22 protein-coding genes, 1 pseudogene and 2 riboswitches are annotated in these 26,200 nt (G+C 40.2%); of the genes and pseudogenes, 13 read left to right on the forward strand and 10 right to left on the reverse strand.

The annotated features are described in order from the left end of the window. Positions 1-156: 156 nt before the first annotated feature. Positions 157-1,665, forward strand: coding sequence for a malate:quinone oxidoreductase (locus tag ACY8DT_RS07495; RefSeq protein WP_462419712.1), 1,509 nt, complete (start codon positions 157-159; stop codon positions 1,663-1,665). A gap of 39 nt (positions 1,666-1,704) precedes the next feature. Here ACY8DT_RS07495 and ACY8DT_RS07500 read toward each other — a convergent pair whose 3' ends face one another. Continuing rightward, positions 1,705-2,796: a PLP-dependent transferase gene (locus tag ACY8DT_RS07500; RefSeq protein ID WP_462419713.1), complete on the reverse strand. Its 1,092-nt coding sequence runs from the start codon at positions 2,794-2,796 to the stop codon at positions 1,705-1,707. Positions 2,797-3,146: 350 nt separating this feature from the next. Between ACY8DT_RS07500 and ACY8DT_RS07505 the strand changes: the two genes are divergently transcribed. Beyond that, positions 3,147-3,992 (forward strand): hypothetical protein, encoded by an 846-nt coding sequence (locus ACY8DT_RS07505; protein ID WP_462419714.1) that lies wholly within the window; start codon positions 3,147-3,149, stop codon positions 3,990-3,992. A 110-nt stretch (positions 3,993-4,102) separates the two neighbouring features. Here the strand turns inward: ACY8DT_RS07505 and argF are convergent, their stop codons facing one another. Together argF and ACY8DT_RS07515 are read right to left on the reverse strand one after the other, a co-directional pair. Beyond that, positions 4,103-5,107: an ornithine carbamoyltransferase gene (gene argF / locus ACY8DT_RS07510; RefSeq protein WP_462422242.1), complete on the reverse strand. Its 1,005-nt coding sequence runs from the start codon at positions 5,105-5,107 to the stop codon at positions 4,103-4,105. A gap of 184 nt (positions 5,108-5,291) precedes the next feature. After that, positions 5,292-6,152, reverse strand: coding sequence for a prephenate dehydrogenase (locus ACY8DT_RS07515; RefSeq protein WP_462419715.1), 861 nt, complete (start codon positions 6,150-6,152; stop codon positions 5,292-5,294). Between the two features lie 416 nt (positions 6,153-6,568). Here ACY8DT_RS07515 and aroF point away from each other — a divergent pair, with 416 nt between their 5' ends. Then, positions 6,569-7,606, forward strand: coding sequence for a 3-deoxy-7-phosphoheptulonate synthase (aroF, locus tag ACY8DT_RS07520; protein WP_462419716.1), 1,038 nt, complete (start codon positions 6,569-6,571; stop codon positions 7,604-7,606). Between the two features lie 18 nt (positions 7,607-7,624). Next, on the forward strand, positions 7,625-7,918 hold the full coding sequence (locus ACY8DT_RS07525; RefSeq protein ID WP_462419717.1) for a chorismate mutase: 294 nt from the start codon (positions 7,625-7,627) through the stop codon (positions 7,916-7,918). Between the two features lie 31 nt (positions 7,919-7,949). Here ACY8DT_RS07525 and ACY8DT_RS07530 read toward each other — a convergent pair whose 3' ends face one another. From ACY8DT_RS07530 to ACY8DT_RS07540, 3 genes are all read right to left on the reverse strand, one after another. Beyond that, positions 7,950-8,867 (reverse strand): homoserine O-succinyltransferase, encoded by a 918-nt coding sequence (locus ACY8DT_RS07530; RefSeq protein ID WP_462419718.1) that lies wholly within the window; start codon positions 8,865-8,867, stop codon positions 7,950-7,952. Continuing rightward, positions 8,867-10,144 carry an O-acetylhomoserine aminocarboxypropyltransferase/cysteine synthase family protein gene (locus ACY8DT_RS07535; protein ID WP_462419719.1) on the reverse strand — a complete coding sequence of 426 codons (1,278 nt, stop codon included), beginning with the start codon at positions 10,142-10,144 and terminating at the stop codon, positions 8,867-8,869. The genes ACY8DT_RS07530 and ACY8DT_RS07535 overlap by 1 nt, the downstream gene beginning before the upstream one ends. A 55-nt stretch (positions 10,145-10,199) precedes the next feature. Continuing rightward, positions 10,200-10,296, reverse strand: a riboswitch (SAM riboswitch). Positions 10,297-10,420: 124 nt separating this feature from the next. Continuing rightward, on the reverse strand, positions 10,421-11,779 hold the full coding sequence (locus ACY8DT_RS07540) for an aldehyde dehydrogenase (RefSeq protein ID WP_462419720.1): 1,359 nt from the start codon (positions 11,777-11,779) through the stop codon (positions 10,421-10,423). A 119-nt stretch (positions 11,780-11,898) separates the two neighbouring features. On the opposite strand from ACY8DT_RS07540, the gene ACY8DT_RS07545 reads away from it, so the two are divergent. The 4 genes from ACY8DT_RS07545 (at position 11,899) to ACY8DT_RS07560 (ending at position 13,852) form a co-directional block, all read left to right on the forward strand. Continuing rightward, on the forward strand, positions 11,899-12,087 hold the full coding sequence (locus ACY8DT_RS07545) for a hypothetical protein (RefSeq protein ID WP_462419721.1): 189 nt from the start codon (positions 11,899-11,901) through the stop codon (positions 12,085-12,087). Between the two features lie 92 nt (positions 12,088-12,179). Continuing rightward, the gene (locus tag ACY8DT_RS07550; protein WP_462419722.1) at positions 12,180-12,362 is read left to right on the forward strand and encodes a hypothetical protein; all 183 of its coding nucleotides are present in this window, start codon (positions 12,180-12,182) and stop codon (positions 12,360-12,362) included. A gap of 103 nt (positions 12,363-12,465) precedes the next feature. After that, entirely contained in the window at positions 12,466-13,008 is a 543-nt protein-coding gene (locus ACY8DT_RS07555) for an NADPH-dependent FMN reductase (RefSeq protein WP_462419723.1), read from the forward strand. A 61-nt stretch (positions 13,009-13,069) separates the two neighbouring features. Beyond that, positions 13,070-13,852: an N-acetylglucosaminidase gene (locus tag ACY8DT_RS07560; RefSeq protein ID WP_462419724.1), complete on the forward strand. Its 783-nt coding sequence runs from the start codon at positions 13,070-13,072 to the stop codon at positions 13,850-13,852. 39 nt (positions 13,853-13,891) lie between these two features. On the opposite strand, the gene thiE is transcribed toward ACY8DT_RS07560, so the two are convergent. The 4 genes from thiE to fdhD form a co-directional block, all read right to left on the reverse strand. Next, entirely contained in the window at positions 13,892-14,515 is a 624-nt protein-coding gene (gene thiE, locus ACY8DT_RS07565) for a thiamine phosphate synthase (protein ID WP_462419725.1), read from the reverse strand. Continuing rightward, entirely contained in the window at positions 14,508-15,290 is a 783-nt protein-coding gene (gene thiM, locus ACY8DT_RS07570; protein ID WP_462419726.1) for a hydroxyethylthiazole kinase, read from the reverse strand. The genes thiE and thiM overlap by 8 nt, the downstream gene beginning before the upstream one ends. A gap of 4 nt (positions 15,291-15,294) precedes the next feature. Next, the gene (thiD, locus tag ACY8DT_RS07575; protein ID WP_462419727.1) at positions 15,295-16,095 is read right to left on the reverse strand and encodes a bifunctional hydroxymethylpyrimidine kinase/phosphomethylpyrimidine kinase; all 801 of its coding nucleotides are present in this window, start codon (positions 16,093-16,095) and stop codon (positions 15,295-15,297) included. 147 nt (positions 16,096-16,242) lie between these two features. Next, positions 16,243-16,363, reverse strand: a riboswitch (TPP riboswitch). Between the two features lie 69 nt (positions 16,364-16,432). Next, positions 16,433-17,221 (reverse strand): formate dehydrogenase accessory sulfurtransferase FdhD, encoded by a 789-nt coding sequence (gene fdhD / locus ACY8DT_RS07580; protein ID WP_462419728.1) that lies wholly within the window; start codon positions 17,219-17,221, stop codon positions 16,433-16,435. A 160-nt stretch (positions 17,222-17,381) separates the two neighbouring features. On the opposite strand from fdhD, the gene ACY8DT_RS07585 reads away from it, so the two are divergent. The 5 genes and pseudogenes from ACY8DT_RS07585 to ACY8DT_RS07605 all read left to right on the forward strand — a co-directional run. Next, positions 17,382-18,671, forward strand: a complete 1,290-nt coding sequence (locus ACY8DT_RS07585; protein ID WP_462419729.1) for an L-lactate MFS transporter — start codon at positions 17,382-17,384, stop codon at positions 18,669-18,671. A gap of 66 nt (positions 18,672-18,737) precedes the next feature. After that, on the forward strand, positions 18,738-21,095 hold the full coding sequence (locus ACY8DT_RS07590) for an FdhF/YdeP family oxidoreductase (RefSeq protein WP_462419730.1): 2,358 nt from the start codon (positions 18,738-18,740) through the stop codon (positions 21,093-21,095). 134 nt (positions 21,096-21,229) lie between these two features. Next, positions 21,230-22,576 carry a sodium-dependent transporter gene (locus tag ACY8DT_RS07595; protein WP_462419731.1) on the forward strand — a complete coding sequence of 449 codons (1,347 nt, stop codon included), beginning with the start codon at positions 21,230-21,232 and terminating at the stop codon, positions 22,574-22,576. Positions 22,577-22,704: 128 nt separating this feature from the next. Then, complete coding sequence (locus ACY8DT_RS07600; protein WP_462419732.1) at positions 22,705-25,797, forward strand: efflux RND transporter permease subunit; 3,093 nt, start codon at positions 22,705-22,707, stop codon at positions 25,795-25,797. A 138-nt stretch (positions 25,798-25,935) separates the two neighbouring features. Then, positions 25,936-26,152, forward strand: a pseudogene (locus ACY8DT_RS07605) (MerR family transcriptional regulator); the annotation flags it as partial. Positions 26,153-26,200: the final 48 nt, after the last annotated feature.

Raw genomic sequence — 26,200 nt, forward strand, 5'->3', positions numbered from 1 at the left:
ATAATTGAATTATTGTATAACACAATTAATTAAAAACCTTTAATCATTATATTAAAAGGAGTATAATGGATAGTAATAAAACATCTAAAAAACTAAACCTTCTTGTTTTCAATTTAAGAAGGTTCTAAATGTGTAAAAGGAGCGCTTTAAGAGACTATGAGTCATTTAAAAGATAAAAAAGACATTATTTTAATAGGCAGCGGCGTCATGAGCGCCACTTTGGGAACTATTATGACACAACTCAATCCTGAGTGGAATATCAAAGTTTTTGAGAAATTGGAGAGTTCCGGACAGGAGAGTTCTGACGCATGGAATAATGCCGGAACAGGGCACTCGGCGTTATGTGAATTGAATTATACACCTGAACAGGCTGACGGCTCGCTGGACATCAGCAAGGCAGTAAAGATCAATGAACAGTTTCAGATGAGTAAACAGTTCTGGGCTTATCTCGTTGAGCAGGGGATGCTCGAAACACCTGAGAAGTTTATTAGACAAGTCCCCCACTTAAGTTTTGTAGAAGGCCAAAAGAATGTGGAGTTCTTAAATAAACGTATCAACTCCCTCACGGAAAATCCATTATTTAAAGGTATGGAATTCGCAGATGATTATGAGACATTGAAAGAATGGATACCGTTGATGATGGAAGGGCGTGAACCCGGCGAAGACATCGCAGCCACTAAAATTGATACAGGCACAGATGTCAATTTCGGAGCTTTATCACGAAAACTGTTTTCTCTTCTTGAAGAACAGAATGTAGACATGAATTACAACCACAGCGTCGAAGATTTCAAGCAGTTGGACAACAAAAAATGGCAAGTTACTGTAAAGAATCATAATACAGGTAAAACAGAGTACCATATGAGTGATTTTGTATTTATAGGTGCCGGAGGTAACAGTCTTCCATTGTTACAGAAAACAGGGATTGAAGAATCTAAAAATGTCGGTGGTTTCCCGGTCAGCGGAATGTTCCTTGCATGCACAGATGAAGAGATCATAAACAAGCATAATGCCAAAGTATACGGAAAAGCTAAAGTGGGAGCGCCCCCTATGTCTGTGCCCCACCTTGATACACGCTATATCGATGGTAAAAGGAGTTTATTATTCGGTCCGTTTGCAGGCTTTTCTCCAAAGTTTTTAAAAACCGGTTCTTATATGGATCTTATAAATTCAGTAAAGCCTTATAACGTGCTTACAATGCTCTCAGCAGGTGCAAAAGAACTTGGTCTTACCAAGTATCTGATTCAGCAGGTACTTCTCTCGAACGAAGAGCGTATGAATGATTTAAGAGAGTTTATACCGAATGCCAAAAGTGAAGATTGGGAATTGGTTGTAGCAGGACAGCGTGTGCAGGTCATCAAAGATACTGATGATAAAGGTAAAGGAACGTTACAGTTCGGTACTGAAGTTATAACGTCATCAGATGGCAGTATAGCAGCACTTTTAGGTGCATCACCAGGCGCTTCCGTAGCGGTAGAAGTAATGCTTGACATATTACAGCGATGTTTCCCTGAGGAATATACTCAGTGGGAGGATAATATAAAAGAAATGGTGCCTTCATACGGTATCAAACTATCAGAGAATCCGGAAATATTTGAGGAAATTCATGAAAGTACATCTAAATCACTAAGGTTATCGACTGGTGAGGACAGTGTACTGTTAAGTTAATAAAAAAGACGCGATTCGAATCGCGTCTTTTTTATTGGTTCATTTTGTATAACTGTTGATTAAGGCCTGATCCAAATCATTTTTAATATCTTCATATGATTCTGTCCCTACTGACAGTCGTATCAGCTGCTTATCGATACCTCTTGCTTCCAGTTCTTCTTCAGGCATGTCCGCATGGGTCTGGGTATAAGGAAAAGTAATGAAAGTCTCTGTACCGCCCAAACTTTCCGCAAATGTGCACAGTTTAACACTTTCAAGCAGTTGAGCCACACTGTACCCTTCTTTCAATCTTAGACTTAACATACCGGTCTGTCCCGAATATAAGACATCGTTGATTGCGGTGTGATCAGTAAAGTACTCTGCGAGTTTACTGGCATTTTCCTGTGCTCTGTCTATTCTGAGATGTAATGTCTTTAAACCTCTTATTAATAAGTAGCTGTCAATGGGAGACAGTGTTGCACCTATCATATTATGATATTCGGCAAGCTTATTACCCAGTTCTTCATCATTTACCGTTACAACGCCACCCAATACATCATTATGTCCACCGATATACTTAGTAGCAGAATGAATGACTATATCAGCTCCCTGTTTAAGTGGTTGAGATAAATATGGTGTCAGGAAAGTATTATCTATAATGGTAGTAATATCGTTATACTTAGCGATATTTATTAATGAGTCCAAAGGGGCTTTTGTCATTGAAGGATTTGTGATTGGTTCTATGAAAAAGGCTTTTGTGCTGCTCGTCATCTGTTTTTTTACAGCTTCGACATCAGTAAAATCAACATATTTAAAATTGATGTTGTACTGCCTTGTATAGAAATCGAATAATCTGAATGTACCGCCATAAAGATCGAAGCTTACCAGAATTTCATCCTGGGGTTTGAATAGATTGCATACAAGCTGTATAGCTGCCATACCACTTGAAGTACCGAGAGAGGACGTGCCGCCTTCCAGCTCTGCGAATGCTTGTTCAAATTGAGATCTCGTCGGATTTTTGGTTCTCGTATAATCAAATCCTGTCGATTCGCCTAATTTGGGATGTTGGTAGGCAGTAGCTAAATAGATAGGATTTGATGTGGCTCCTGTGTGGTCGTTCACTAATGATAATTGGGAAAGTTGTGTGTCCATTTAATACCTCCAAGTGTGATAGGATTCGATAATAGGATTAATATACAAATGATTCTTATCAAAGTCAATATGGATAAATGATAATCAATTTAATTATCCGAAGAATTATAGTATAATTAACGGTATGGATATAAATAGATAAATGTTTTAGTCATTATTGCAACGATATCCATATTTTTGATTAAATAACGATAGTAAACCTACAGTATAGAGCTTGAAATAATATAATAACGACGGTCGCACTGTCGTTATTATAACGCTACCGCTATATTTTAAAAGCTTTTTACACTGGTTATTTAATTGTAATGCCGTTATAATACATATTAATGATCAAGCCGGAGGTATTAATGATGAAAGAACTTAATCAGGCAGTTTACTACACAACAGCACAAGTAACAGAATTGGTCGATTTATCTGATCAAAACGTCAGGAAGTATGTAAGGTTACTTGAAGATAGAAAGTATGAAGTGGCTAAGGATGAACATAATAGAAGGTTATTCTCAGCTAATGATGTACTTATACTGAGGGAGTTAATTAAAAAAGCAAAGAAACCAGGCTATACATTGGAGTCTGCCGCAGATGAGATAGTTAATGAAATAGGAGAGATAATCTCAACTTCAGGTCATGCTGTTTCAACAGGGTCAAATGAGGATGACATTAAAGAAATGTTTGCGCATGTGATAGAAAGATTAGACGCCATACAGGACGAAAATAAGGATTTGAAAGATAATATACGTAATCTGGTCAATCGCTTGGAGCAGTATGATCAATATAACTCACAACGGTATCTGGAAACTTCAGTCACTGAAGAATACAACGTTGATGATAAAGTTTCAAAAAGTGGTGAAAACCTTGAGGATGATCACCTTGACAAAGATATCGCACCTGATGATGATAACGTTAAAAATGATGATGACAACAACGGAAATGAAGAAATTGATAACGTTATTGGTGATGATGCAGAATTATCTTCAAATATTGAAGAAGCCAAATCAACAGAGTCAATTGAAGAGGCACCATCGGTCAGTGAAAATTCAGAAGGAAATAATATTGATATGAGTGAATACAACGAAGAAGAAAATGAATCGAAAACGAAACAGAATGATGCTATTCAACAGGAAGACAGTCATTCAAGCAGTCAGAATGATGAAAAAGAGGGTTTTTTCAGTGGACTGTTTAAAATGTTTAAGAGATAGCTTTTAATCTTAAGTTGCAATGGAAGTGTCTTGACAGATGAGAGATACTCTCGGAAAGTAGAAGTTCCCGGTTATACATCAGTATAACCGGGAACTTCTATTTTGTATGATTAATGTACATTGCCGCAAGTTACTGCAATCAATGCTTTAATTGTATGCATTCTGTTTTCAGCCTGGTCAAAAACCTTGGAAGCAGGACTTCTGAAGACTTCATCGGTAACTTCGAGCCCGTCAACCTTGAATTTTTCATAGGCAAGTTTACCGATATCAGTAGATTTATCGTGAATAGCAGGCAGACAGTGTAAGAAGATTGTATCTTCTTTTCCTGTCATGTCCATTAATTCCTGATTGACTTGATACTCTGACAATAATTTGACTCTCTCTTCGAGGGCTTCCTCTTCCCCCATTGAACACCATACATCTGTATACACTGCATCACTGTCGGCCATACCTTTTTTTATGTCCGACGTTATCAATATTTTGCTGCCAGAGCTCTTAGCAATGTCATATGCAATCTTTTGAACAGGCATAGACGGCTGAAGCGATTCTGGTGCAAGAATATTTATATTGGCACCCAAGATAGCTCCGGTTACCAAAAGTGAATGAGCAACATTGTTTCTTCCATCGCCCACAAAAGTGATTGTTTTGCCTTTGTACGTGCCTAAATGTTCCTTAATAGTCAAAAAGTCTGCGAGCATCTGTGTCGGATGCCATTCATTGGTCAGTGCGTTCCAAATAGGGATGTTTGCATGTTCACCAAGGGATTCTACAGTTTTCTGATGATCTCCTCGGTATGCAATGCCGTCAAACATGGCACCGAGTACTTTTGCCGTGTCTTCGACAGATTCCTTTGAACCCAGCTGAATATCGTTTTTGTTCAAGTATTCTACATTTGCGCCTAATTTGGTAGCTGCTACCGTAAATGCAGAACGTGTACGTGTTGACTGCTTTTCAAAGATCAATGCAATATGTTTTCCACTCATGAATCGCTGAGGGATGCCATGCTTTTCTTTCTTTTTTAAATCCGCTGCAAAGTTTATCAAAGTTTCCAAATCATCTTTGGAAAAATCGATTTCCTTTAAAAAGCTTTTTCCATAAAATTTATTAAGTTCTATTTGCTTTGCCGCCCCATGTAACCATCTCCTAAATTCTTAATAAATAATATTATACATAGATAGGGCTTAAAAGTAAATAAATACTTAGTATTATGTATAAAAATACTATTAATGTTTCGTAATCGTGATAAACGCCGTTATATATACATAGTAAAAAGCAAAACCTATTAACAGGTTTTGCTTTTTATTCTTCTGGCATTTCAAGACTATGCAAATCATGATATCTTTTTCGGGATTCGACCATCATCTCTTCCATAGTGCTGACATCCTCATCTTCAATGGCTGTCGAAAGCTTTTCGAGTTGAAGTTTAAACTCTTCAATATGTTTTTGCAGATAATCCTTATTCATAATAAATAATTCCGGCCAAAGTTTATCATTGATGTTGGTGATTCTTGTCAGGTCTCGGTAACTGTCGCCGGTATATTGTTTTGTATTACGGTTGATATCATCACTGTTGATCAAAGAAATTGCTATAACGTGAGCAAGCTGGCTCGTAAACCCGATGACTTCATCATGGAACTCCGGTGAGACTTCTGTAATATTCTTGAAGCCGATCTGACTCAAAAAGTCTTTTAGAAGTTTTATGTTTTCCGGTTTATTTCGTTTTGTGGGTGTGATCAAATAGTTTGCACCGATAAAAACTTCACTGCTGGCATATTTTAATCCACGATTTTCTCGGCCAGCCATAGGATGTCCAAATATGAAATCAACTTTTGGAGGCAGTTTATCTTCTATCTCTGCAATGACTTTCCTCTTAACACCAGTGACATCATTAATGATGGTGTTTTCCTGGAAAAGTGAATAGTACTGATCGATAATATTTACTATAACTTTGGGATAGACAGCAAAAAGAATAAAGTTTGCTTTAGGGATAATTTCTTTGGGATCAGTATATCCTTTCTTAATCAAGCCTTGTTTTTCGGCTGTCCGGAGAGTTTCCTCATCAACGTCTATGGCAAATACATCATGTCCTTCGGTATGCTTTTGTATAGCCTGTGCAAATGAGCCTCCGATATTTCCAAGACCTATGATGACTATATTCATGTAATTCCTCCAATATGGTTATACTTTTGAGTATATAACTAAAGTAAATAAACGACAAGATTTTTAAAAGTCTGAACATTTTAATATTTTGGGTTGACAAAGAAATGATTAGTGAATATAATTGCAATCAACCACATTACAAATTGGAGCGATTACTATGTTGAACATATTGACAAAACAACAAGTTAATAATCGATTTTACTTTAGCTATTTTTGATGCCGTTTGTACTCATCATTGCGTACAAACGTAAAACTAATCAAAGTTTGTATCAATGATGGCTAAAGCATTTTGTAATGTCTAGCCATTTAAAATAAGTGGCTGGAGAATCGGACTTCTATATTGTTTCAACAACTGCCACTTATTTATATATTAAGTGGCAGTTTTATTTTTCAAAAATTATGGGAGGTTTTTTATTATGATTATCCATGTTACACATGATGCCAAAGAAACTGAAATTGAAACGTTAATTTCCAATATTGAGGAAGCGGGTTTTCGTGTACACCGTTCTGACGGAGAAAGAAGGACAATAATTGGACTTATTGGAGATACTTCTCGTGTAGATGAGAATGATTTCAAAAAATACAGAATAGTGAAGGCAGTATTCAGAATTCAATCACCGTATAAGAAAGCGAACCGAAGGTTCCATGAAGATGACAGTGTCATTGATATAGATGGAGTGAAGGTAGGGGGCAGCCATTTCATGGTTTGCGCCGGTCCCTGCTCAGTAGAGAACGAAGAAGATACTGTTGCTCTTGCAAAAGCGCTTAAAGACGGTGGTGCAAATACGTTAAGAGGCGGAGCGTTCAAACCACGTACTTCTCCATACAGTTTCCAGGGGCTGGGTATTGAAGGTTTACGCATATTGAATACAGCTAAACAGGAAACAGGTCTGCCGATCGTATCTGAACTGATGGGTACTGAATACATTGATGAATTCGTAGACATGGTCGATGTCATCCAGGTAGGTGCACGTAATATGTCAAACTTCGATCTGCTTAAAGCACTTGGTCAGACGAACAAGCCCGTTTTACTTAAACGCGGTATGTCCGCGACTATTCAGGAATGGTTAATGTCTGCAGAATACATCATGGCTGGCGGTAATGACAACGTGATTTTCTGTGAGAGAGGTATCCGTACTTTTGAAACAGCGACTCGTAACACTCTTGATCTTCAGGCTGTACCGGTGATTCAAAAAGAATCACACTTGCCGATAGTGATTGATCCATCTCACGCTGCAGGAACGAGATACGTCATTCCTTCCATGGCTAAATCAGCTGTTGTATCCGGTGCGAACGGACTTCAGATAGAAGTGCACCAGGATCCGGAAAATGCATGGAGTGATGGCCAGCAGTGTCTGACACCTGCGGAGTTCAAGGATTTAATGCAGCACATCAATATCCTTGCTGAAATGGAAGGTAAAACAATTACGAACGACACTATCGTTCAAAAATAATGATAAGGAGGAGTCCCTATGACGAAACATGATATGTTGCGTAAAGAAATTGATGAAATTGACCAGGAGTTAATGCGTTTATTTGAAAGAAGAATGCAGATATCAGAGGAGATAGCACAATATAAATATTCCCGGGATATTGCTGTTTTTGATTCATCACGCGAAAAAGAAGTGATAGATAAAAATGTAGCTCTAATAGAAAATCCGAGTTTGAAACTCTATGGTGAATTATTTGTTAAAAATCTTATGGGGCTCTCCAGAAAGCATCAAAATGATAGTATTAATCATATGAAAGTTTCCCACAAATCATAAAAAAAGCTCAGGTCCGCCGGACCTGAGCTTTTTATTTCTCTAAATCGTTTAAATCATAATATGTGTTCTGATAAGTTTCATTCAGCCAGTTATTGAATAACAGGTGGCCGTGTGATTTCCAGTTGAAGAATGGTTCGTTATTAGAGTCATCATCAGGGAAGTAATTGTGAGGTATACCTATGTCGGCACCTCTTTCTACATCTCTGAGATACTCATTCTGCAAAGTGTTCCGTTCATACTCCAAGTGTCCGAAGATATAAAGATCTCTGCTGTCCTCGGTACTTAATATGTCTGGTCCGAAATCAGGGTGGACAGATAAGACCTTCAACTCAGAGTGTTTGTCCAAATTGGAGAAGTCCATTCTGGTATGCCTTGAATGTGGCACTTCAAATTGATCATCGAAGCCTCTCATTAAAGGGTGTGTCGGCATAATGTTCTTAAACTTGAATACACCGAATAATTTACTGGATAATGTGATCTTATCAAATTGATAGTAATAATTCAGAGCATGCTGGGCGCCCCAGCATATGAAAAATCTGGAGAACACGTGCGTTTCCGACCACTTTAAGATAGCTTCCAACTCATTAATATAATCCACCTGGTTAAAGTCCAGTTTTTCGACCGGAGCGCCGGTGACAATCATGCCATCAAAGCGTTCGTCCTTAATTTCGTCGAATGTTCTGTAGTATTTATGAAGATGGCTGGTCGGTGTGTTTTTACTTTTGTGTGTCTCAGTATATAAAAATTCAATGTCTATCTGCAGTGGTGTATTGCCAAGAAGTCTTAACAGATGAAGCTCTGTTTCTTCTTTTTTAGGCATCAGGTTTAAAATTAAAATTCTTAAGGGACGAATGTCCTGGGTTGTTGCCCTGGAGGCATCAATTGTAAATACATTTTCCTGTTCCAACCTTTTTTTAACCGGTAATCCTTCAACTATTTTTATTGGCATTAAATCGCATCCAGACCTTTATTGATATCATCAAGTATATCATCTATATGCTCAAGACCGATAGAAAGACGCACGGTTTCCGGTTTTACTCCGCCTGCCAGCTGCTGTTCTTCGGTTAACTGTGCATGGGTAGTCGATGCCGGATGTACGACCAATGACTTTGCATCGCCCACATTCGCAAGCATGGAAAACAGTTCAAGTGATTCAATGAATTTCTTGCCTGCTTCGTAGCCGCCCTTGACTCCAAAAGTGAATATAGAACCAGCACCTTTAGGCAGATATTTTTCTTGTAACTGCTTGTAAGGACTGCTGGAGAGGCCTGCAAAATCAATCCATTCGACTTTTTCATGGTTGGCCAGATAATCAGCAACTTTAGCTGCATTCTCAACATGTCTTTCCATCCTTAAAGAAAGTGTTTCAATTCCCTGCGTGAGCAGGAATGAGTTGAATGGCGAAATCGCAGCGCCTGTATCTCTTAACAGAGTTGTTCTGATCTTGTATGCGAATGCCTGGTCACCGAAAGTGTCGGCGAAAACCAATCCGTGATAGGAATTGTCCGGTTCACTGAACCCAGGGTACTTCCCATTTTTCCAATCAAAGTTGCCGCCGTCAACAATAACACCGCCGATTGAAGTGCCGTGGCCGCCTAAAAACTTAGTAGCTGAGTGGATGACGATATTGGCGCCATGTTCTATCGGGCGGCATAAATAAGGCGTCGCAAATGTATTATCCACGATCAGAACAATATTATTATCCTGTGCGATCTTTGCCAATGCTTCCAAATCCTCAATGTTACCTTCAGGGTTTCCAATGGTTTCTACAAAAATCGCTTTTGTATTATCTTTTATTTCACGTGAAACATTACTCAGATCTTTAGTATTTACTAAGGAAACGTCAATTCCAAACTTTTTGAGAGTATGTGTAAATAACGTATGGGTGCCACCGTAAAGACTCGTTGTTGAAATGATATGGTCTCCGGCATCTGCAACGCCCTGTACAGCATAAGTGATTGCAGCCATACCTGAAGCTACAGCAAGACCCGCTGTTCCACCTTCCAGTTCAGCCACTCTTGTTTCGAGTGCAGCGGATGTAGGGTTCGTTATGCGTGTGTATATGTTGCCGGCTTCTGATAAACCGAAAAGGTTTGCCCCGTGCTCCGTGTCATCAAAAACATAAGAGGTTGTTTGATAAATTGGGAGGGCACGTGAATTTGTTTCAGAATCAACTACCTGACCTGAATGTAATTGCTTTGTTTCGAACTTGAAATCTTTTGACATAAATATTTCCTCCTTAGTAAATAAAAGAGTCTGCTAAATTTAGCAGACTCTTATCTGCTCATCTCCCGGGCATGCCCGGCTGGAATTGGCACCTTACTAAAAAGGTTGCCGGACTTCATCGGGCCAGTCCCCTCCGTCACTCTTGATAAGCTATATTTATTATTTTTTCTAATGTTACATCTGAAAAATGATTTTGTCAAACACTTTATAAGATTATAAATAATCTGAAAAGGATGAAGTTTTGAAAGTAACGCACAGCGTTATATTGATATGATGTTAGTTCCAGATGTACTTCAACAGTTTCTGAAACTTTCTAAAGGTAGGATAGCGCAACGGGATGTCGAATAGTGTCGTCTGATTCAATATGCTTTTTGTATGACTGAATGTATCGAATGAATAACGCCCGTGATAATTCCCCATTCCGCTGTTTCCACGTCCTCCGAATGGCATATGGGGTGTCGCTAAATGATACATTGTATCGTTGACGGCACCGCCTCCGAAAGGCACACTTTTAATGACATGCTGTGCTGTTTCATTTTTCTCAGTGAAAATATAAAGTGCCAAAGGATCAGGAAGGTCTCTTATATCAATCAGTGCCTTTTCCAAATTATCATAACCAAGTACCGGCAATACCGGTCCGAATATTTCCTCTTCCATGGCAGGATGACTGAAATCCACATTTTGAATAATGGTCGGTTCTATCATCCGTTTTGATTTATGACTGCGCCCGCCATAGGCGATATCTCCCTGAATATAATTATGGACCCGCTCAAAATGGTCATCGTTTATGATCTGCATATAATTCTGCTGTTCGAATGCTTTATTATAAAATTTATGAGTATAGTGTTTTAAATGTTTAATCAGCTGTTCCTTTACGCTGTTATCCACATAAACATAATCTGTAGCAACACAAGTCTGTCCAGCATTCATAAATTTACCCCAGACGATTCTTTTTGCTGCGTATTTCAAATTGGCATCCTTCGTAACGATGCTTGGGGATTTACCGCCTAATTCCAGTGTGACCGGTGTTAAATTTTTTGAAGCTGCTTCCATGACGATTTTACCAACGTGAGAACTGCCGGTATAGAATATATAATCAAAAGGCAGACTTAAAAGCTGCTGGTTGGTTTCTATACCCCCTTCAATTGAAGTGACGTATTTTTCAGGAAATGCCAGTTCAATCACTTTTGTAATGACATCCGATACGTGCGGTGTATGCTCAGATGGTTTTAGAATTGCAGTGTTGCCTGCGCTTAGTGCACCGACCAACGGTGCCACTGCCAGATTGAAAGGATAATTCCATGGAGAAATAATCAAGATGACACCGTAAGGTTCTTTGTAGATTGTTGACTTTGAACCGAAATGCGTAACAGGCGTTTTAACATTAACAGGTTTTGCCCACTCTGCTAATTTTTTGAGATGAAGGTTTATCTCACTGTAAATTATTCCTATTTCGGTTAAAAAAGTATCACTTTCATTTTTGTTGAAATCCGCCTTCATGGCGAACATCAGATCGTCTTCATAAAACTTGATGGCATCTTTCAATTGTTTTAACGCTTTTATACGCACATCCAATGATAGTGTTTCTTTAGTTTGGAAAAATTGTTTTTGTTTATGGAATATTGATTCGTACATATACTCACTCCTTATAGACTGATTACCCGAATTTAAAATAATTAATTAGATCGAAAAACATTGCATTTTATCAATAACTTTCTATAATTAGTATAACTTAAGTAAAGAAGGTGATGCCCATGGATCAGAAGATGAATATATTTAAAGGCAGTTTGACCAATTATCAGTTGAGTGAAGCTTTGGAAATGACGTTGGATGAGATCGATTCTGTATTGAATGGAGAAATTGACGTATCGGCGTTAAGTCCTGAAGTGATTGATAGAATCAGTCATCTTGAAGATGCATTGTTCGGGCATGGCAGAAAGTGATTTAAATGTATTAAGCATATAGTTGAAGTTTGTGAAGGATGTGATATAATTAGTTATTGAATCGTTTCGATACTTATGAAGAAGGTGATATTATGAACACTGAATTGAACCTTTCACTACTCGTGGAAAAATTAACTGCATACCAAATCAGTCGAGCTGTAGGTGTCGATATGGATTTAGCACAGAAAATTGTTGACGAAGAAATTAAACTCGAAGATTTACCTGAAGACACACTGGGTAAATTACAAGAATTAAATCATAAATTGATGAGCTGAGACTTTGTTAAGTCTCTTTTTTTACTTCTTTTGACGTATGTGAATCCTCGTATGGTAAATGTTATTATTGATGTACTAAATATTTTTATAAAGGAGCAAACTTATGAATCTGCTGATTATTTCCGGGAGCCCCTTTCCAGGTTCAAGCACAGCTTTCTTAGCAGAAGAAATAAAAGCTCAGATTGAACAGCCTGAAAACCATGTGGAAATAATAGAGTTGTGTGAGTGGGATATCCCATTACTCGGCCATCCTGATACGGAAGAACTTGAAAAATTCAAGCGGATTGCGAGCGAGGCGGATGCGATTATAATTGGAACGCCGAACTTCCATACTTCGTTTTCAGGAATATTGAAAAATGCTTTGGATCATTTATCATTTGATCAGTTTGAAGAAAAACCGGTTGCTCTCTACTGCACAAGTGGCGGGATGAGAAACACTGACCCGCTGGCGCAGTTAAGAATTGTCATGAGGGGGCTGCACGCATTTGCTATCCCGACACAGCTCTGTGCAAGCAGCGCTGATTATGAAAAAGATGAGAACGGTGACTACGGAAACCTCAGTAATGAGATGAAACAAAGAATCGGTAAGATGTTGGATTCATTGATATCTCTTGCGGGTATGACTAAAAGTAAGCATCAGATTTGATGCTTACTTTTTTATGGTATTACTAATTTCATATAAGTATGCGAAGGAAAAGGTATAAAACATGTTGAATAAAGATAAAAATGATTTGCCATTATTATTGCTGAGCATCATCATGGGTGTTTTTGTTATCACTTTTATCGTCTCTGAAACAATAGGAAACCGAAATTATCAATCTGAATACACTTTCGATGAAGCTGTTTCAGCCCAACTGGATAAAAACACGCAGGACGTTACCATTCAAGATGGTGAATTGACGAATGCTGATGAAAATCAGTTGAGAGAATATATGAAGACTGACCAGGACCATTATCCGCTGCAGCATATGGATCTGCGTGAAAAGGTTGAGGTGGACATTGATATATTGAATGAGATATTGAAGGACAAAGGTATCCTTGAGGGACGTGGGGAAACTTTTTTGGAAGCGCAGAATCTCTATGATATTAATGTATTATATCTAATCAGCCATACCCAGGTAGAGACAGGTAATGGTGAATCAGAGCTGGCACAAGGTGTAGAAACCGATCAGACCTACTATAATTTTTTTGGTATCGGTGCATTTGATAAACAGGCAGTTGAGGCAGGTTCAAGCTATGCAGAGCAGGAGGGCTGGACTTCACCTGAAGCGGCTATAATCGGCGGTGCAGAGTTTATAAGTAATAATTATGTCAATAATTATCAAAATACATTATATAAGATGAGATGGAACCCAGAAAAGCCGGGAACTCATCAATATGCAACAGATATCAGATGGTCGGTAATCATCGCTGATATAATGTCGTCTTATTATAAAGATTATGAATTGAATACCGCTGATTATGAATATATTGAGTATAAAAATGAATGATAAAACGTCGTCATTATTTCAATGACGACGTTTTATATTTTATTCCAGGAATTTACGGACAGAGTGGCGAATGTCCTCCGACTGGGAAATTGCCGAAATGACTGCGATGCCATCCGCACCATTTTCTAAACATTGATTATAGTTATTCAGCGTTACTCCACCGATAGCCACCATCGGTAAATTTCCTATTTTTTCACGCATCAACTTTAAGCCGGAGACACCTATAGTTTCACCTGCATCGTCTTTTGAGCTTGTTGCAAAGACTGGTCCCGTACCAATATAATCGACATTATCCAAATTGCTGGCAGCTAGTTCCATCTCATCACGAACGGACAGTCCGACAATTTTATCATCAAAATATACAGGCAACTTTTCAGGACTCATATCATCCTGGCCGATATGGATGCCATCGGCTTGTACTGCCCTCGCAAGATCGACATCGTCATTTATGATGAAGGGAACATTATATCCAGCAGTCAGTTCTTTGACCGACAGAGCAAAGTCCTGTAGCTTTTTACCAGTCAGTGCATCAGTTCCTTTCTCTCTCAATTGAAATAATGTGATGCCGCTCTGTAATGCCTGCTCTATTATGTGAAGACTGCTCTTTATATCTCCACCATTTGAACCGTATATAAAATAAAGTCTCAAGTCATTTTTATTCATGTGATTTAACAGCCTTATCTTTTAAAATAACATCATCATTCAAATACAACGCATCGATATAATCCGGTATGAAAGTACCGGGGCCTGCAGCACCGTTCTGTACTGCAGATTCGGCACACAGGTTATAGTAACTGACAGCGTCTATAACGGCGTTATTAACATCGTCACTTTTGGCGATGAATGTCAGTGTAACTGCGCCAAGAAGACATCCTGAACCCGTTATTCTCCCTTGCAGTCCGTGGCCGTTATGAAGAGTATATTTATGATCATGTGTAACGATGGCATCTGTTTCTCCTGTAACGAGTACCGGTATATTATATTTACTAAATGTATTTTCAGCTATTTCAAGTGCATCACTTTCCTCAGCAGAGTCGACACCGCGGGATATACTCTCTTCTCCTGACAATGCCAGCATTTCACTTCTGTTTCCTTTGATGAGGTCAACCTTATAATTCTCGATCAGTTCATCGATAAGGTTCTTTCTGAAAGAAGATGCGCCATAACCGACCGGGTCCAATACGACAGGGACGTTATTTTTATTCGCCTGAACGATCATTTCTGACATCAATTCTTTCTTGTGCGTGTCAGCAGTGCCGATATTGATCAACAGCCCATCCGCTGCTTTCATCAGAGATTCAGCCTCATCTTTTTCACCACTCATAATCGGTGAAGCACCCAGTGCAATAAGCCCGTTGGCGGTAAAGTTTTTCACTACGTCATTTGTTATACAGACAATAAGCGGCGGCTCTTCGCGTATACTTTGTAAAAGTGACATAAATTTACAACTCTCCTTTATATGCAAAATGGTTAACCGGTCCGTCACCTTTTCCAATTCCCGGAGTCTTCTGTATGGCCATGGTTATATACTTTTTCCCGATCCGAAAAGCTTTCTCCAATGGCTTGCCTTTGGAGAGTTCTGCTGTAATGACAGCTGAAAATGTACACCCTGTGCCGTGAGTATGATTAGTGTCCACTCTGTCTGAGGTCAATCTGACCTCATTATCCTTTTCGAACAGGTAATCCACCGCAGCACCTTTTAAATGCCCTCCCTTTATGATTACACTTTGCACTCCAATCTCTTCAATGAATACTTTTGCGGCTTTTTTTACATCTTCTTCATCTTCGATGTCCACACCTGTGAGTTTTTCCGCTTCCATGATATTGGGCGTCACTGTCAAGGCTGCAGGCAGCAGTTCATCTCTCAAATAGGCTATGGCGTCCCCGCTTATCAGATTATGCCCTGACGTTGAAATCATTACCGGATCGATGACAAGCGGCATTTCATATTTTGTGACGTAAGATTTTAAAACCCGCATCATCTCTTCGGTTGCGATCATTCCGCTTTTCATGGCATTCGGCACCTCATCTGAAAATATACTTTCAAGCTGTGCTGAGAGAAAATCTGCAGGCACGTTGAAGACATCCTGCACCCCCATCGTATTTTGTGCTGTAAGTGATGTGACAGCGGACATGCCATATACTTCTCTCGAATGAAAAGACTTGATATCTGCTAAAATACCAGCTCCGCCTGTAGGGTCAGTTCCTGCAACCGTCAGAGCAATCGGCAGACGTTCTGTCATATTTACCCCATCCTTCCCTTTACCAAAATAAAAAACCCGTTTCCGGCAATGAAATCATTGCAGAAGCGGGCTTAGTAATATAAATAACAGCACACACCAAAAGAGCATCATAGTCTATAGAAATATATTTGGTTAGCTGTTTGATATTTATGTACTAAACCACTTCCTTACGCTAGAATTACCCAGATCAAGTCGAAGGGATCAGCACTTTCTGATAAATTTATATCAGAAATCTGCTATCTCAGCTAATGCACCCCTAGTGGTACTGTTATTTACTTAGTTTTATGATAAATGTGTAAAGCATGTAAGTCAAATGACACGAGTCTAAATATAAAGATTATTCAATTTCCTTTATACGCCATGGATGGCTGTAGACATTAAATGAATTGCCGCGCACAAATCCGACTGCAGTAATGTTTAGGTCATGGGCAAGTTTTACTGCCAGATCCGTAGGAGCAGATTTGCTCAGAACGATGCCGACACCGATTTTAGCTGCCTTAGTTAAAACTTCGGATGAAATACGGCCGCTGAATACCAGAATCTTATCCCTGACTGAAATATTATTTTCAACGCAGTAGCCGTATAATTTATCAAGTGCGTTATGACGACCGATATCGCCGCGGTGGACGACAGTGCCATCAGGGCTGCCCAGACTCGCATTATGAATGCCGCCTGTTTCCTTGAAAATTGTACTCGTCGTCTGCATTTCTATCATCAGCCTGCTGATCTGTTCCGGGGTCAATGTCGTTTTACTCATTGATACTTTAGCTGTATCGACATCGTTTTGAAAGTAGAATTGACGGCTTTTGCCGCAGCACGAACCCAATATGCGTTTAGAATACTGGAAATGATCGGTAGGAATTGATTTGTTCAGCTTTATATGACAAAAGCCGCCTCTGTCATCGAGATTGATGGACAGAATATCTTTATAAGATCTGATTGCACCTTCGGACGCAAGAAAGCCGATGACCAGCTCTTCCAGGTGTTCAGGAGAGCATACAAGAGTGGCAAACTCAATATCATTGATATAAATAGTCAACGGGAACTCTTCTGCAACTACATCATCTATATCAGAAAATTGACCGTCAAAGTATCTGACAATCTTTCTGTCTGTTGTTATTTCCATTTTATAACCTCTTTAAAAATATTTTCGGAAAGATTTCACAATTCAGGAAAATGCATTGTCCAGCTATTGATAAACATATATAATACATTATAGCAAACATATACATTTTATATGATAACTATATTTAATGTAAATATTTAAGCTTATGGGGGGAAATTAAATGGAAGTAAACAAGAATCGCTGGTTGATAGCCCTTGCAGGTGTCGGTATACATATTTCAATCGGCTCCGTCTATGCATGGAGTGTTTTTACCGGTCCGCTTCAGGAATCGGTCGGCTGGTCATTGTCTGATGTGTCATTCACATTCAGCCTGGCCATTTTATTTTTAGGGCTCTCTGCAGCATTTATGGGCCACTTTGTGGAAAAGTATGGTCCGAGAGCTTCCGGTTTAGTATCGACAACATTTTTCGCTGTCGGTATGGCAATGGCGGGATATGCTGTACAAATTGAAAGTTTATGGCTTTTGTATCTGGGCTATGGTGTGTTTGGCGGTATCGGTCTCGGGATAGGTTATATTACACCGGTCTCAACGCTTGTCAAATGGTTTCCGGACAGAAGAGGGATGGCAACAGGGCTTGCAATTATGGGCTTTGGTTTTGCTGCGATGATTGCTTCGCCGGCAATGGAATTTTTAATGAATGAATTCAGTATTGCTGCAACATTTTACATACTTGCTGCCATTTATTTTGTAGTGATGCTGGCATCCAGCCTGTATCTGGAAAAGCCGCCTGAAGGCTATTTACCCGAAGGTATGAAAAATGATGATAATTCAGCTAAGGAAGTAAAACAGGATCTGGTGCAATTAACTGCGAATGAAGCAATTAAAACGAAAAGGTTCTATTTTCTGTGGTTGATGTTATTTATTAATGTCACTTGTGGAATCGCTATCTTGGCAGTAGCCAGCCCGATGGCCCAGGAAATTACAGGTATTTCAGTAGCGGCTGCAGCAATCATCGTAGGTATTATGGGTGTGTTCAACGGCGGCGGACGATTGATATGGGCATCAATTTCAGACTATATCGGCCGGCCGAATCTATATACTATTTTCTTTATAATTCAAATTGGTGTGTTCGCAATGCTGCCTCTGGTCACAAATGAATACTTATTTGCAATTTTATTGTTTATTATGATCTCCTGTTATGGCGGTGGGTTCTCTGCAATTCCAGCGTATATTGGTGATATTTTCGGTACGAAACAGCTTGGCGCCATTCATGGTTATATTTTGACGGCATGGGCTGCTGCAGGCCTCGCAGGTCCATTTATTGTTGCGGAACTTTACGAGGCGACAGCGAGCTACACGATGACACTGTATATATTTACCGCAATGTTTGTAGTTGCACTGATTATTTCATTATGGATCAGAGTGGATATTAAAAAATTGAGGGAAAGCACTTCTCAAGTGAGAGACAGTCCACAAACAATACAAGAGAAACCTCAGACATCTGAGTAAATATTCTTTTTAAACATATAAACTTAATGTATAATATATATACTATCGATAAAAGGAGTGTCATAAATGGGTAAAACTTTACACCCGGGTCCTATTAAGAAAACTAAAAAATGGGATACCAGTCTATGGGTCAGCCCTGTACCTTTTGGATTCACAAAAGTTAAACCAAGACATATTATAGATTCGGCAAAAGTTGCATGGAAAAACAAGGATAATCTGAACTATGCAAAAAATATAATTTTAAAGGGTGTTTGTGACGGATGTGCATTAGGTGTAGGCGGTCTTCAGGACCAGACATTAACAGGGCCGCACGTATGTACAACGCGTTTCAACGTCTTAAGACTGAATACAGCACCACCGATTGAACCAAGAATACTGCACCAGGACATAAATGAGCTTAGAAAGCTTGATTCATCAGAACTTAGAGAGCTGGGCCGTATCCCTTATCCGATGATCCGTCGTAAAGGCGAAAACAAATTCACGAGAATTTCATGGGATGAGGCAATGGGTACTGTTGCAGACAAGATGAAGAAACTTGATCCCAAGCAGTATGCATTCTACTTAACAAGCCGCGGCATCACGAACGAGTCATATTATGTGGCTGCAAAAACAGCGCGTTATCTTGAGACGAACAATATAGATAATGCATCAAGAATCTGTCATTCACCAAGTAAATCTGCTTTGAAACGTTCGGTGGGTGTCGGTGCTTCAACTTGTAACTATCAGGACTGGCTTGGTACAGATGTATTGGTGTTCTGGGGAAGTGTTGCTTCAAACGCAAGCCCGGTATCCACTAAATACATGATGGAAGCTAAAAAGCGCGGTACGAAAATTATCGTAATCAACCCATACAGAGAACCTGCCATGGAGAACTACTGGGTGCCTTCAGTCGTAGAATCTGCATTATTCGGCACAAAGCTTGCAGACGATTTCTATGAAGTGAACATCGGCGGAGACATTGCTTTAATGCATGGTGTCATGAAGCACTGGTTCGATATGGAAGAGGCAGTAGAAGGTTCAGCTGTCAACCATGAATTCGTACGTGAACATGTCAATAACTATGAAGAGCTCAGGGAAACAGTACAGGAGCAATCATGGGAAGAGATAGAAAAATCTTCAGGAATCAAGAAGGATAGAATCATTGAACTGAGCAACCTGCTTGCACAGTCCAAAAATGGTGTTATGGTCTGGGCGCTTGGACTTACAATGCACAAACACGCAACAGATAACATTTCACAAGTTGCAAACCTTGCGCTGCTTCGCGGCTGGCTTGGACGCAAATACAATGGTCTTATGCCGCTTCGCGGACACTCAAGTGTTCAAGGTTCAGGTGAGATGGGTGCTGATCCATTCTCATTACCGGGTGGAGACTATGATGAAGTTAACACTGAAAGAATTGAAAAAGTATGGGACTTCGAACTGCCTAAGTGGCCAGGAGACTCTGTCGGTGTAACAATTGAAAATGCGATGCTGCCTGAAGATAATGAAAAGAAATTAAAACTTTACTATATGTCGGGCGGTAACTTCCTTGAAACGATGCCGGATCCTGATTTCGTGAAAGATGCGCTGGAAAATCTGGACATTCGTGTACATCAGGATATTATTCTGAATACATCCACTCTTCTGGATGCAAAAGAAGCAGTCATCGTACTGCCTGCAAAAACCCGCTATGAACAGGATGGCGGCGGTCTGTCAACTTCAACTGAAAGAATGATTTACTTCTCACCTGAAATTGAAGGTAACCGTAACCGTATTGCAGAAGCCCGTAGTGAGTGGAAAATTTATATTGACCTTGCTAAACGGGTAAAACCTGAAAATGCACATCTGATTGATTTTAAATCCGGTCAGGAGATCCGTAATGAGATCGCTGTAGCGAACCCTCAGTACGATGGTGTCCAGTATTTGAAGAAAGCCGGCGATGTTTATCAGTACGGCGGTGCCTGGTTATGTGAAGGCGGCGTATGTCCGACACCGGACGGCCGTGGAAATCTGATCAGCATGGATATTCCGGACAACAATGCAAAAGCGGGCGAATTCAAACTTCTGATGCGCCGTGGAAAACAGTTCAACTCTATGGTTTACGGCGATACAGACGCATTCAACCATATGGGTCGTTACAGTGTCCTGATGAACAAGAATGATGCCTATAAACAAGGTCTTGAAGAAGGCGAGGCAGTTGTTCTTTACAATAGGAACGGTGTATTCCAAGGTTTCGTACAACATGCTGATATAAGAGATGGCAACGTCGGTGTTCTCTTCCCTGAAGGAAACTACCTCGTTGAAAAAGGTATTTACGAAAACTTTGTTGAAATGCCTGACTATGTGACTGATGTCAAGGTGGAGAAGGCAGACCATTTCAACGCAAATAAAGACCGTCAGTATTACGAAAGACCTATTCCGGATTTAGAAGACAATCCAAACTAAATATCATTTGAATTTCAGCCGGCCCGGGAGGGCCGGCTTTTCCTATTTAAGTTGTTTTATTTCACTATTAAAAAAAGTGTTTGTATGCTAATATATGTAAACGTTCTATATTTTTTTATTCAGGAGGGGAAGATTTGGAGAAATCGCAATGGGGTTCTAAAATTGGTTTTATACTGGCTGCAGCTGGATCAGCGATAGGGCTGGGGGCACTGTGGCGCTTTCCCTACATGACGGCTGAACATGGTGGCGGGGCATTCCTGCTTATGTTTCTGCTGTTCACATTAGTGGTCGGCCTGCCGTTATTATTATCTGAGTTCGTCATCGGACGTGCAGGCGGCAGAAACCCGATAGAAAGCTTTGAATATCTGGGCGGTAAAAGATGGTATCGTGTGTTTGGCTGGAGCGGTAATATAGCGGTTATTCTGCTGCTGTCATTTTATAGTGTCATCGGGGGCTGGATATTACTTTATCTGGTCGTTGCATTTATTAATACCATCGGTTTACTGCCGATTTCTGATTATGAAGGAATGTTTGGTCAGATTGTAACAAATCCATTGTATGTAGTAGCGGGACAAGGAGTATTTCTTCTGCTTACCGCTTTCATTGTTGCGCAGGGGGTACAAAAAGGGTTGGAACGTGCATCTAAAATAATGATGCCTTTGTTATTCATACTGTTTTTAATAATTATTATACGCTCACTAACATTGCCGAATGCAATGGAAGGTGTCTCATTCTTTTTAACGCCTTCATTTGAAAATATCGACTCCCAGGCAGTGCTTTATGCACTTGGACAGTCGTTCTTTGCACTGAGTGTCGGTGCGACCACAATGATTACTTATGCGTCTTATCTGGATAATACACATAATTTAACGAAATCTGCGCTGTATATCGTACTTATGAATATAGCTATATCTGTTATGGCCGGCCTGGCTATATTCCCTGCGATCGCATCATTTGAAATGGACAATGTCTTTGGGCCGGGACTGATCTTTATTGTTCTGCCTCAGGTGTTCAGCGAGATCGCCCTTGGCAATGTGTTTTATATACTATTTTTGATCGCATTCCTTTTTGCTACGCTGACTTCCGCAATATCAATGATTGAAATCAACGTGGCAAATGCGATTAAAGGCAATGAAAACAAGAGGAAAATCATGGCATATGTTTTTGGTCTGATTGTGTTTATCGTCGGCATCCCGTCTGCACTGTCGGAAGGTGTGCTGAATGATCTGCAGTTCTTTGCCGGAACGATATTTGATAACGTGGATTTTCTTGTTTCGAATATGATACTTCCTCTGAACGCTTTTATTTCATCAATATTTGTCGGCTATATTCTTGAACATTCGGTAATTAAAAACCAGGTCGGTGTGCTTAATGACAGCGCAATGTATCCGTTGTTCAAAGCATGGATTTTCTTACTTAAGTTCATATTGCCGGTCATCATAGTTTTAGTATTCATCATGAATATTTTGAATTTCTTTTAAATAATTGAGAACAGGGTGTTAATCATTAATGGTTAACACCCTTTTTATACCCGGTTAAAACAAATGCTGTTGCAACCGTTATCATTTTAGAATATATATAAATTATTGGGGCGAATGGGGGATCTGACATGATAAAATTTTCAATTAAACGGCCGGTTTTGACAATGGTGACGATGCTGCTGGTCATTGTTTTGGGCGCAGTATCACTTGTTAACATACCGCTCAAGTTAATACCTGATATTAATCCGCCGATCGGCGTTGTCGTAGCGACATATGATCAGGCTGGACCGGAAGAAGTGAATGACCAGGTCACGATACCTATTGAAGACAGTTTATCTGCAACTTCCGGTCTGGATATGCTGATGTCAACCGCACAAGAAGGTTCCAGTCTGACTTTGCTTCAGTTTGGATGGGCAACGAATATAGATGATGTGGAAAATGAAATCAGTCAGGCGTTGGACAACGTACAGCTTCCCGATAATGCAGGCGACCCAAGATTTATGAAGTTTGATCCTTCCCAGCTTCCGATCATTCAAATGTCCCTGAGCAGTGAAATGGATGAACTGGAGTTTCAGGGCCTTGTGGAGGATTTAAGTGAGGAACTTGAAAGAATCGAAGGTGTGGCCAGTGTTGATACTGAAGGACTGACTACAGAGACGATTGAGATAAAATTGGATGCGGATGAAGTGGAGCGTCATCAACTTGATATAAATACCATTCAGCAAATGCTGACTGCCAGTGAAATTTCCATGCCCGGCACCAGTATAAATGACGGCACCGACTCGATCACGACAAGGATCCAGGCGCAGATGCAGTCTGTAGAAGATTTGAAAGAATTTAACGTCACAGTTGATCCTGAAGATGGAGAAGCGGTTACTTTAGGGGATATCAGTACTGTAGAAAGGCTGAGTGACAGTGGTGAAACAATTTCCAGGACCAACCGGACTCCATCTATATTAATTAACGTACTTGAAGAATCGAATGGAAATACATCACAAGTATCGAATGAGTTTTTAAGTGTTCTTGAAAGCACGATTGAGCAGCCTAAGTATGATGGGGTGGAAGCGGATATTTTATTCGACCAGGGCGATTATATAAACCGTGCAATACAGGATATAGCGACTGCTCTGATTCTCGGTGCCATTTTTGCAATGGTGGTGTTGTTTTTATTCCTGAGAAACTTCAGGAGCCCGATCATTATCGGTATTGCCATCCCTTACTCTGTAATATTCACGTTTGTACTCATGTATTTTTCAGACTTTACGCTTAACTTACTGACGATGGGAGGGCTCGCTTTAGGGGTGGGCATGCTGGTGGACAACAGCATTGTCGTGATTGAAAATATCAACCGGCATCTCGGACTTGGAAAGGAACCGAAAGAAGCGGCATACGAAGGGGCGAGGGAAGTGGCAGGTGCAATTACTGCCTCGACACTGACAACGATAGCAGTATTTCTGCCGGTACTTTTTATAGAGGGGATTATCGGTCAGATATTTACCCAGTTCTCACTGACGATAGCATTCAGCTTATTAGCCTCACTTATTGTTGCATTGACGGTAGTTCCGATGTTTGCGAGTAAATTTATGAAAGCACCGGATGAATCTCTTGAAGGTAAACGGCAAAGGAGTATATACAACCGTTTCATCCAGAGAATGCTTAAATTCTCGCTCAGATACCGTCTGGTAACATTTTTGATAGTCGGGGCACTGGTGATGCTCGGGGCTTTTGGAATTTATCGTACAGGCATGATTTTTCTGCCGGAAACGGATGAGAGCTTCTTTTCAGCCAATATAGATATGACCTCAGGCACGAACCTTGATACAACAGAAGACGCATTGACTGAAATGGAAGAGTATTTGATGAACATTGATGAAATAGATGTTTTCCTGGCCATGGCAGGCTCATCTGACGCTATGGGTGACGGGGGAGGCGGCGATGACTCAGAGGGTGCAATATATATTACGACCCTGCCGGTGGACGACCGCGGCCGTACAACCAACGAAGTTGCAAATGAAGTCGGAGGAGAACTGCAAAGCATTGCAGAAAACTACGTGGAAGATGCTGAAGTCAGCATTATGACATCAACTTCGACAGGGACCGACTCGTCTGTGCTGACGTTCAATCTGATGAACAGCAGTGAGCAGGATTTGAATGCCGATGAAGAAAAAGTATCCGATGCACTCGGCGAAATGGATGCTGTAGTCAGCGTTTCCAATAATACTACTGAAACGATAGAAGAACTGGCGATAACACTGGACCAGGAGGTGCTGTTTGAAAATCAGCTGTCCGCATCTGAAGTTGGTGCGACCTTTAATAATCTGACCGCAGGTATGGATGTTTTTATGATACTTGATGAAAGTACTGAAGAATATCTGATGGTACGCATGAGTCTGCCTGAAGAGGAAATTGATTCTGAAGAAGAGCTGGGGGAAATGGTAATATCACGGACAGAAGGCGGCGATGCCTTGAGGTTGGATGAAGTTGCTGAGATTGAAAGGCAGCCGTCACCTTCAGCTGTTGAAAGGATCAATGGCCAGCATGCCTACCAGTATGAATTGGAACTGGAGCCGGAGGCCAACCTATCAGAAGCGGTTGTGGAAATGCAGGACATTGTGAATGATCTGGAGCTGTCGGCAGGAAGCGATGTGTCGTTTACAGGAGATCAGGAACTCATTGAAGATTCGATCATGAATATGCTGATGGCGATGGTTCTTGCAGTGGTACTTGTATTCCTTGTGATGGCTGCACAGTTTGAATCCTTTAAATATCCGTTTGTAATCATGTTTACGATCCCCTTATCGGCAATTGGAGTAATGTTGGGCTTATGGGTTACCAATACTCCACTCAGTGTACCGGTCTTTATAGGTCTGCTCGTACTGATCGGGATTGTTGTCAATAATGGAATCGTCCTCGTTGATTTTATAAACCAGCTGAGGGAAAGAGGGAAAAATCCTTATGAGGCAATTGTAGAAGCGGTTGATCTACGTACCAGACCGATTTTAATGACAGCATTTACAACGATACTCGGACTTGTTCCGATTGCTGTCGGGCTCGGTGAAGGGTCAGAAATCAACCAGCCGATGGGTATCAGTGTAATAGGCGGATTGTTGGCAAGTACTTTATTGACACTGTTGGTGGTACCTGTGGTCTACTCATTATTTACAAGAGAAACTTTATCGATGAACCGTAAGAAAAACAGACATAAATTCCACAGAAAATAAAGAACTATTTAGCTGTTTGTATGGCCACTGAAATCATATGATTCCCAGTGGCTTTTTTTGAGATGTTAGATAATCTGACATCGATTATGATTTTGGAAAAAAATGTGCTATTATTTTTTTATGGTTGAGGTGGTAGTCATGAATAATGATAAAAATCGAAGGAATTCTCCTGTTTTCCCAATGTCGTCAGCGATAAAACTAACCGGTTTGACGGCCCGTCAAATACGGCATTATGAAACATGCGGGTTAATTTTTCTTACAAGAAGTGACGGAAACCACAGATTGTTTTCCATGAATAATCTCGAGACACTTTTGACGATTAAACTTTTAATGGAAAAAGGTTTTACGATGAAAAGGATTGGGGAGATTCTCGACAAAGATGATGACTATTCAGCCAAAGGTA

It is taken from the genome of Salinicoccus sp. Marseille-QA3875, from assembly GCF_054950095.1.

Excerpts from the sequence above, each read along its gene's own strand:
- ACY8DT_RS07495 (WP_462419712.1), top strand. The coding sequence starts at position 157 with ATGAGTCATTTAAAAGATAAAAAAGACATTATTTTAATAGGCAGCGGC.
- ACY8DT_RS07500 (WP_462419713.1), bottom strand. The coding sequence starts at position 2,796 with ATGGACACACAACTTTCCCAATTATCATTAGTGAACGACCACACAGGA.
- ACY8DT_RS07505 (WP_462419714.1), top strand. The coding sequence starts at position 3,147 with ATGAAAGAACTTAATCAGGCAGTTTACTACACAACAGCACAAGTAACA.
- ACY8DT_RS07515 (WP_462419715.1), bottom strand. The coding sequence starts at position 6,152 with ATGAATATAGTCATCATAGGTCTTGGAAATATCGGAGGCTCATTTGCA.
- aroF (WP_462419716.1), top strand. The coding sequence starts at position 6,569 with ATGATTATCCATGTTACACATGATGCCAAAGAAACTGAAATTGAAACG.
- ACY8DT_RS07525 (WP_462419717.1), top strand. The coding sequence starts at position 7,625 with ATGACGAAACATGATATGTTGCGTAAAGAAATTGATGAAATTGACCAG.
- ACY8DT_RS07530 (WP_462419718.1), bottom strand. The coding sequence starts at position 8,867 with ATGCCAATAAAAATAGTTGAAGGATTACCGGTTAAAAAAAGGTTGGAA.
- ACY8DT_RS07535 (WP_462419719.1), bottom strand. The coding sequence starts at position 10,144 with ATGTCAAAAGATTTCAAGTTCGAAACAAAGCAATTACATTCAGGTCAG.
- ACY8DT_RS07540 (WP_462419720.1), bottom strand. The coding sequence starts at position 11,779 with ATGTACGAATCAATATTCCATAAACAAAAACAATTTTTCCAAACTAAA.
- ACY8DT_RS07545 (WP_462419721.1), top strand. The coding sequence starts at position 11,899 with ATGGATCAGAAGATGAATATATTTAAAGGCAGTTTGACCAATTATCAG.
- ACY8DT_RS07550 (WP_462419722.1), top strand. The coding sequence starts at position 12,180 with ATGAACACTGAATTGAACCTTTCACTACTCGTGGAAAAATTAACTGCA.
- ACY8DT_RS07555 (WP_462419723.1), top strand. The coding sequence starts at position 12,466 with ATGAATCTGCTGATTATTTCCGGGAGCCCCTTTCCAGGTTCAAGCACA.
- ACY8DT_RS07560 (WP_462419724.1), top strand. The coding sequence starts at position 13,070 with ATGTTGAATAAAGATAAAAATGATTTGCCATTATTATTGCTGAGCATC.
- thiE (WP_462419725.1), bottom strand. The coding sequence starts at position 14,515 with ATGAATAAAAATGACTTGAGACTTTATTTTATATACGGTTCAAATGGT.
- thiM (WP_462419726.1), bottom strand. The coding sequence starts at position 15,290 with ATGTCACTTTTACAAAGTATACGCGAAGAGCCGCCGCTTATTGTCTGT.
- thiD (WP_462419727.1), bottom strand. The coding sequence starts at position 16,095 with ATGACAGAACGTCTGCCGATTGCTCTGACGGTTGCAGGAACTGACCCT.
- fdhD (WP_462419728.1), bottom strand. The coding sequence starts at position 17,221 with ATGGAAATAACAACAGACAGAAAGATTGTCAGATACTTTGACGGTCAA.
- ACY8DT_RS07585 (WP_462419729.1), top strand. The coding sequence starts at position 17,382 with ATGGAAGTAAACAAGAATCGCTGGTTGATAGCCCTTGCAGGTGTCGGT.
- ACY8DT_RS07590 (WP_462419730.1), top strand. The coding sequence starts at position 18,738 with ATGGGTAAAACTTTACACCCGGGTCCTATTAAGAAAACTAAAAAATGG.
- ACY8DT_RS07600 (WP_462419732.1), top strand. The coding sequence starts at position 22,705 with ATGATAAAATTTTCAATTAAACGGCCGGTTTTGACAATGGTGACGATG.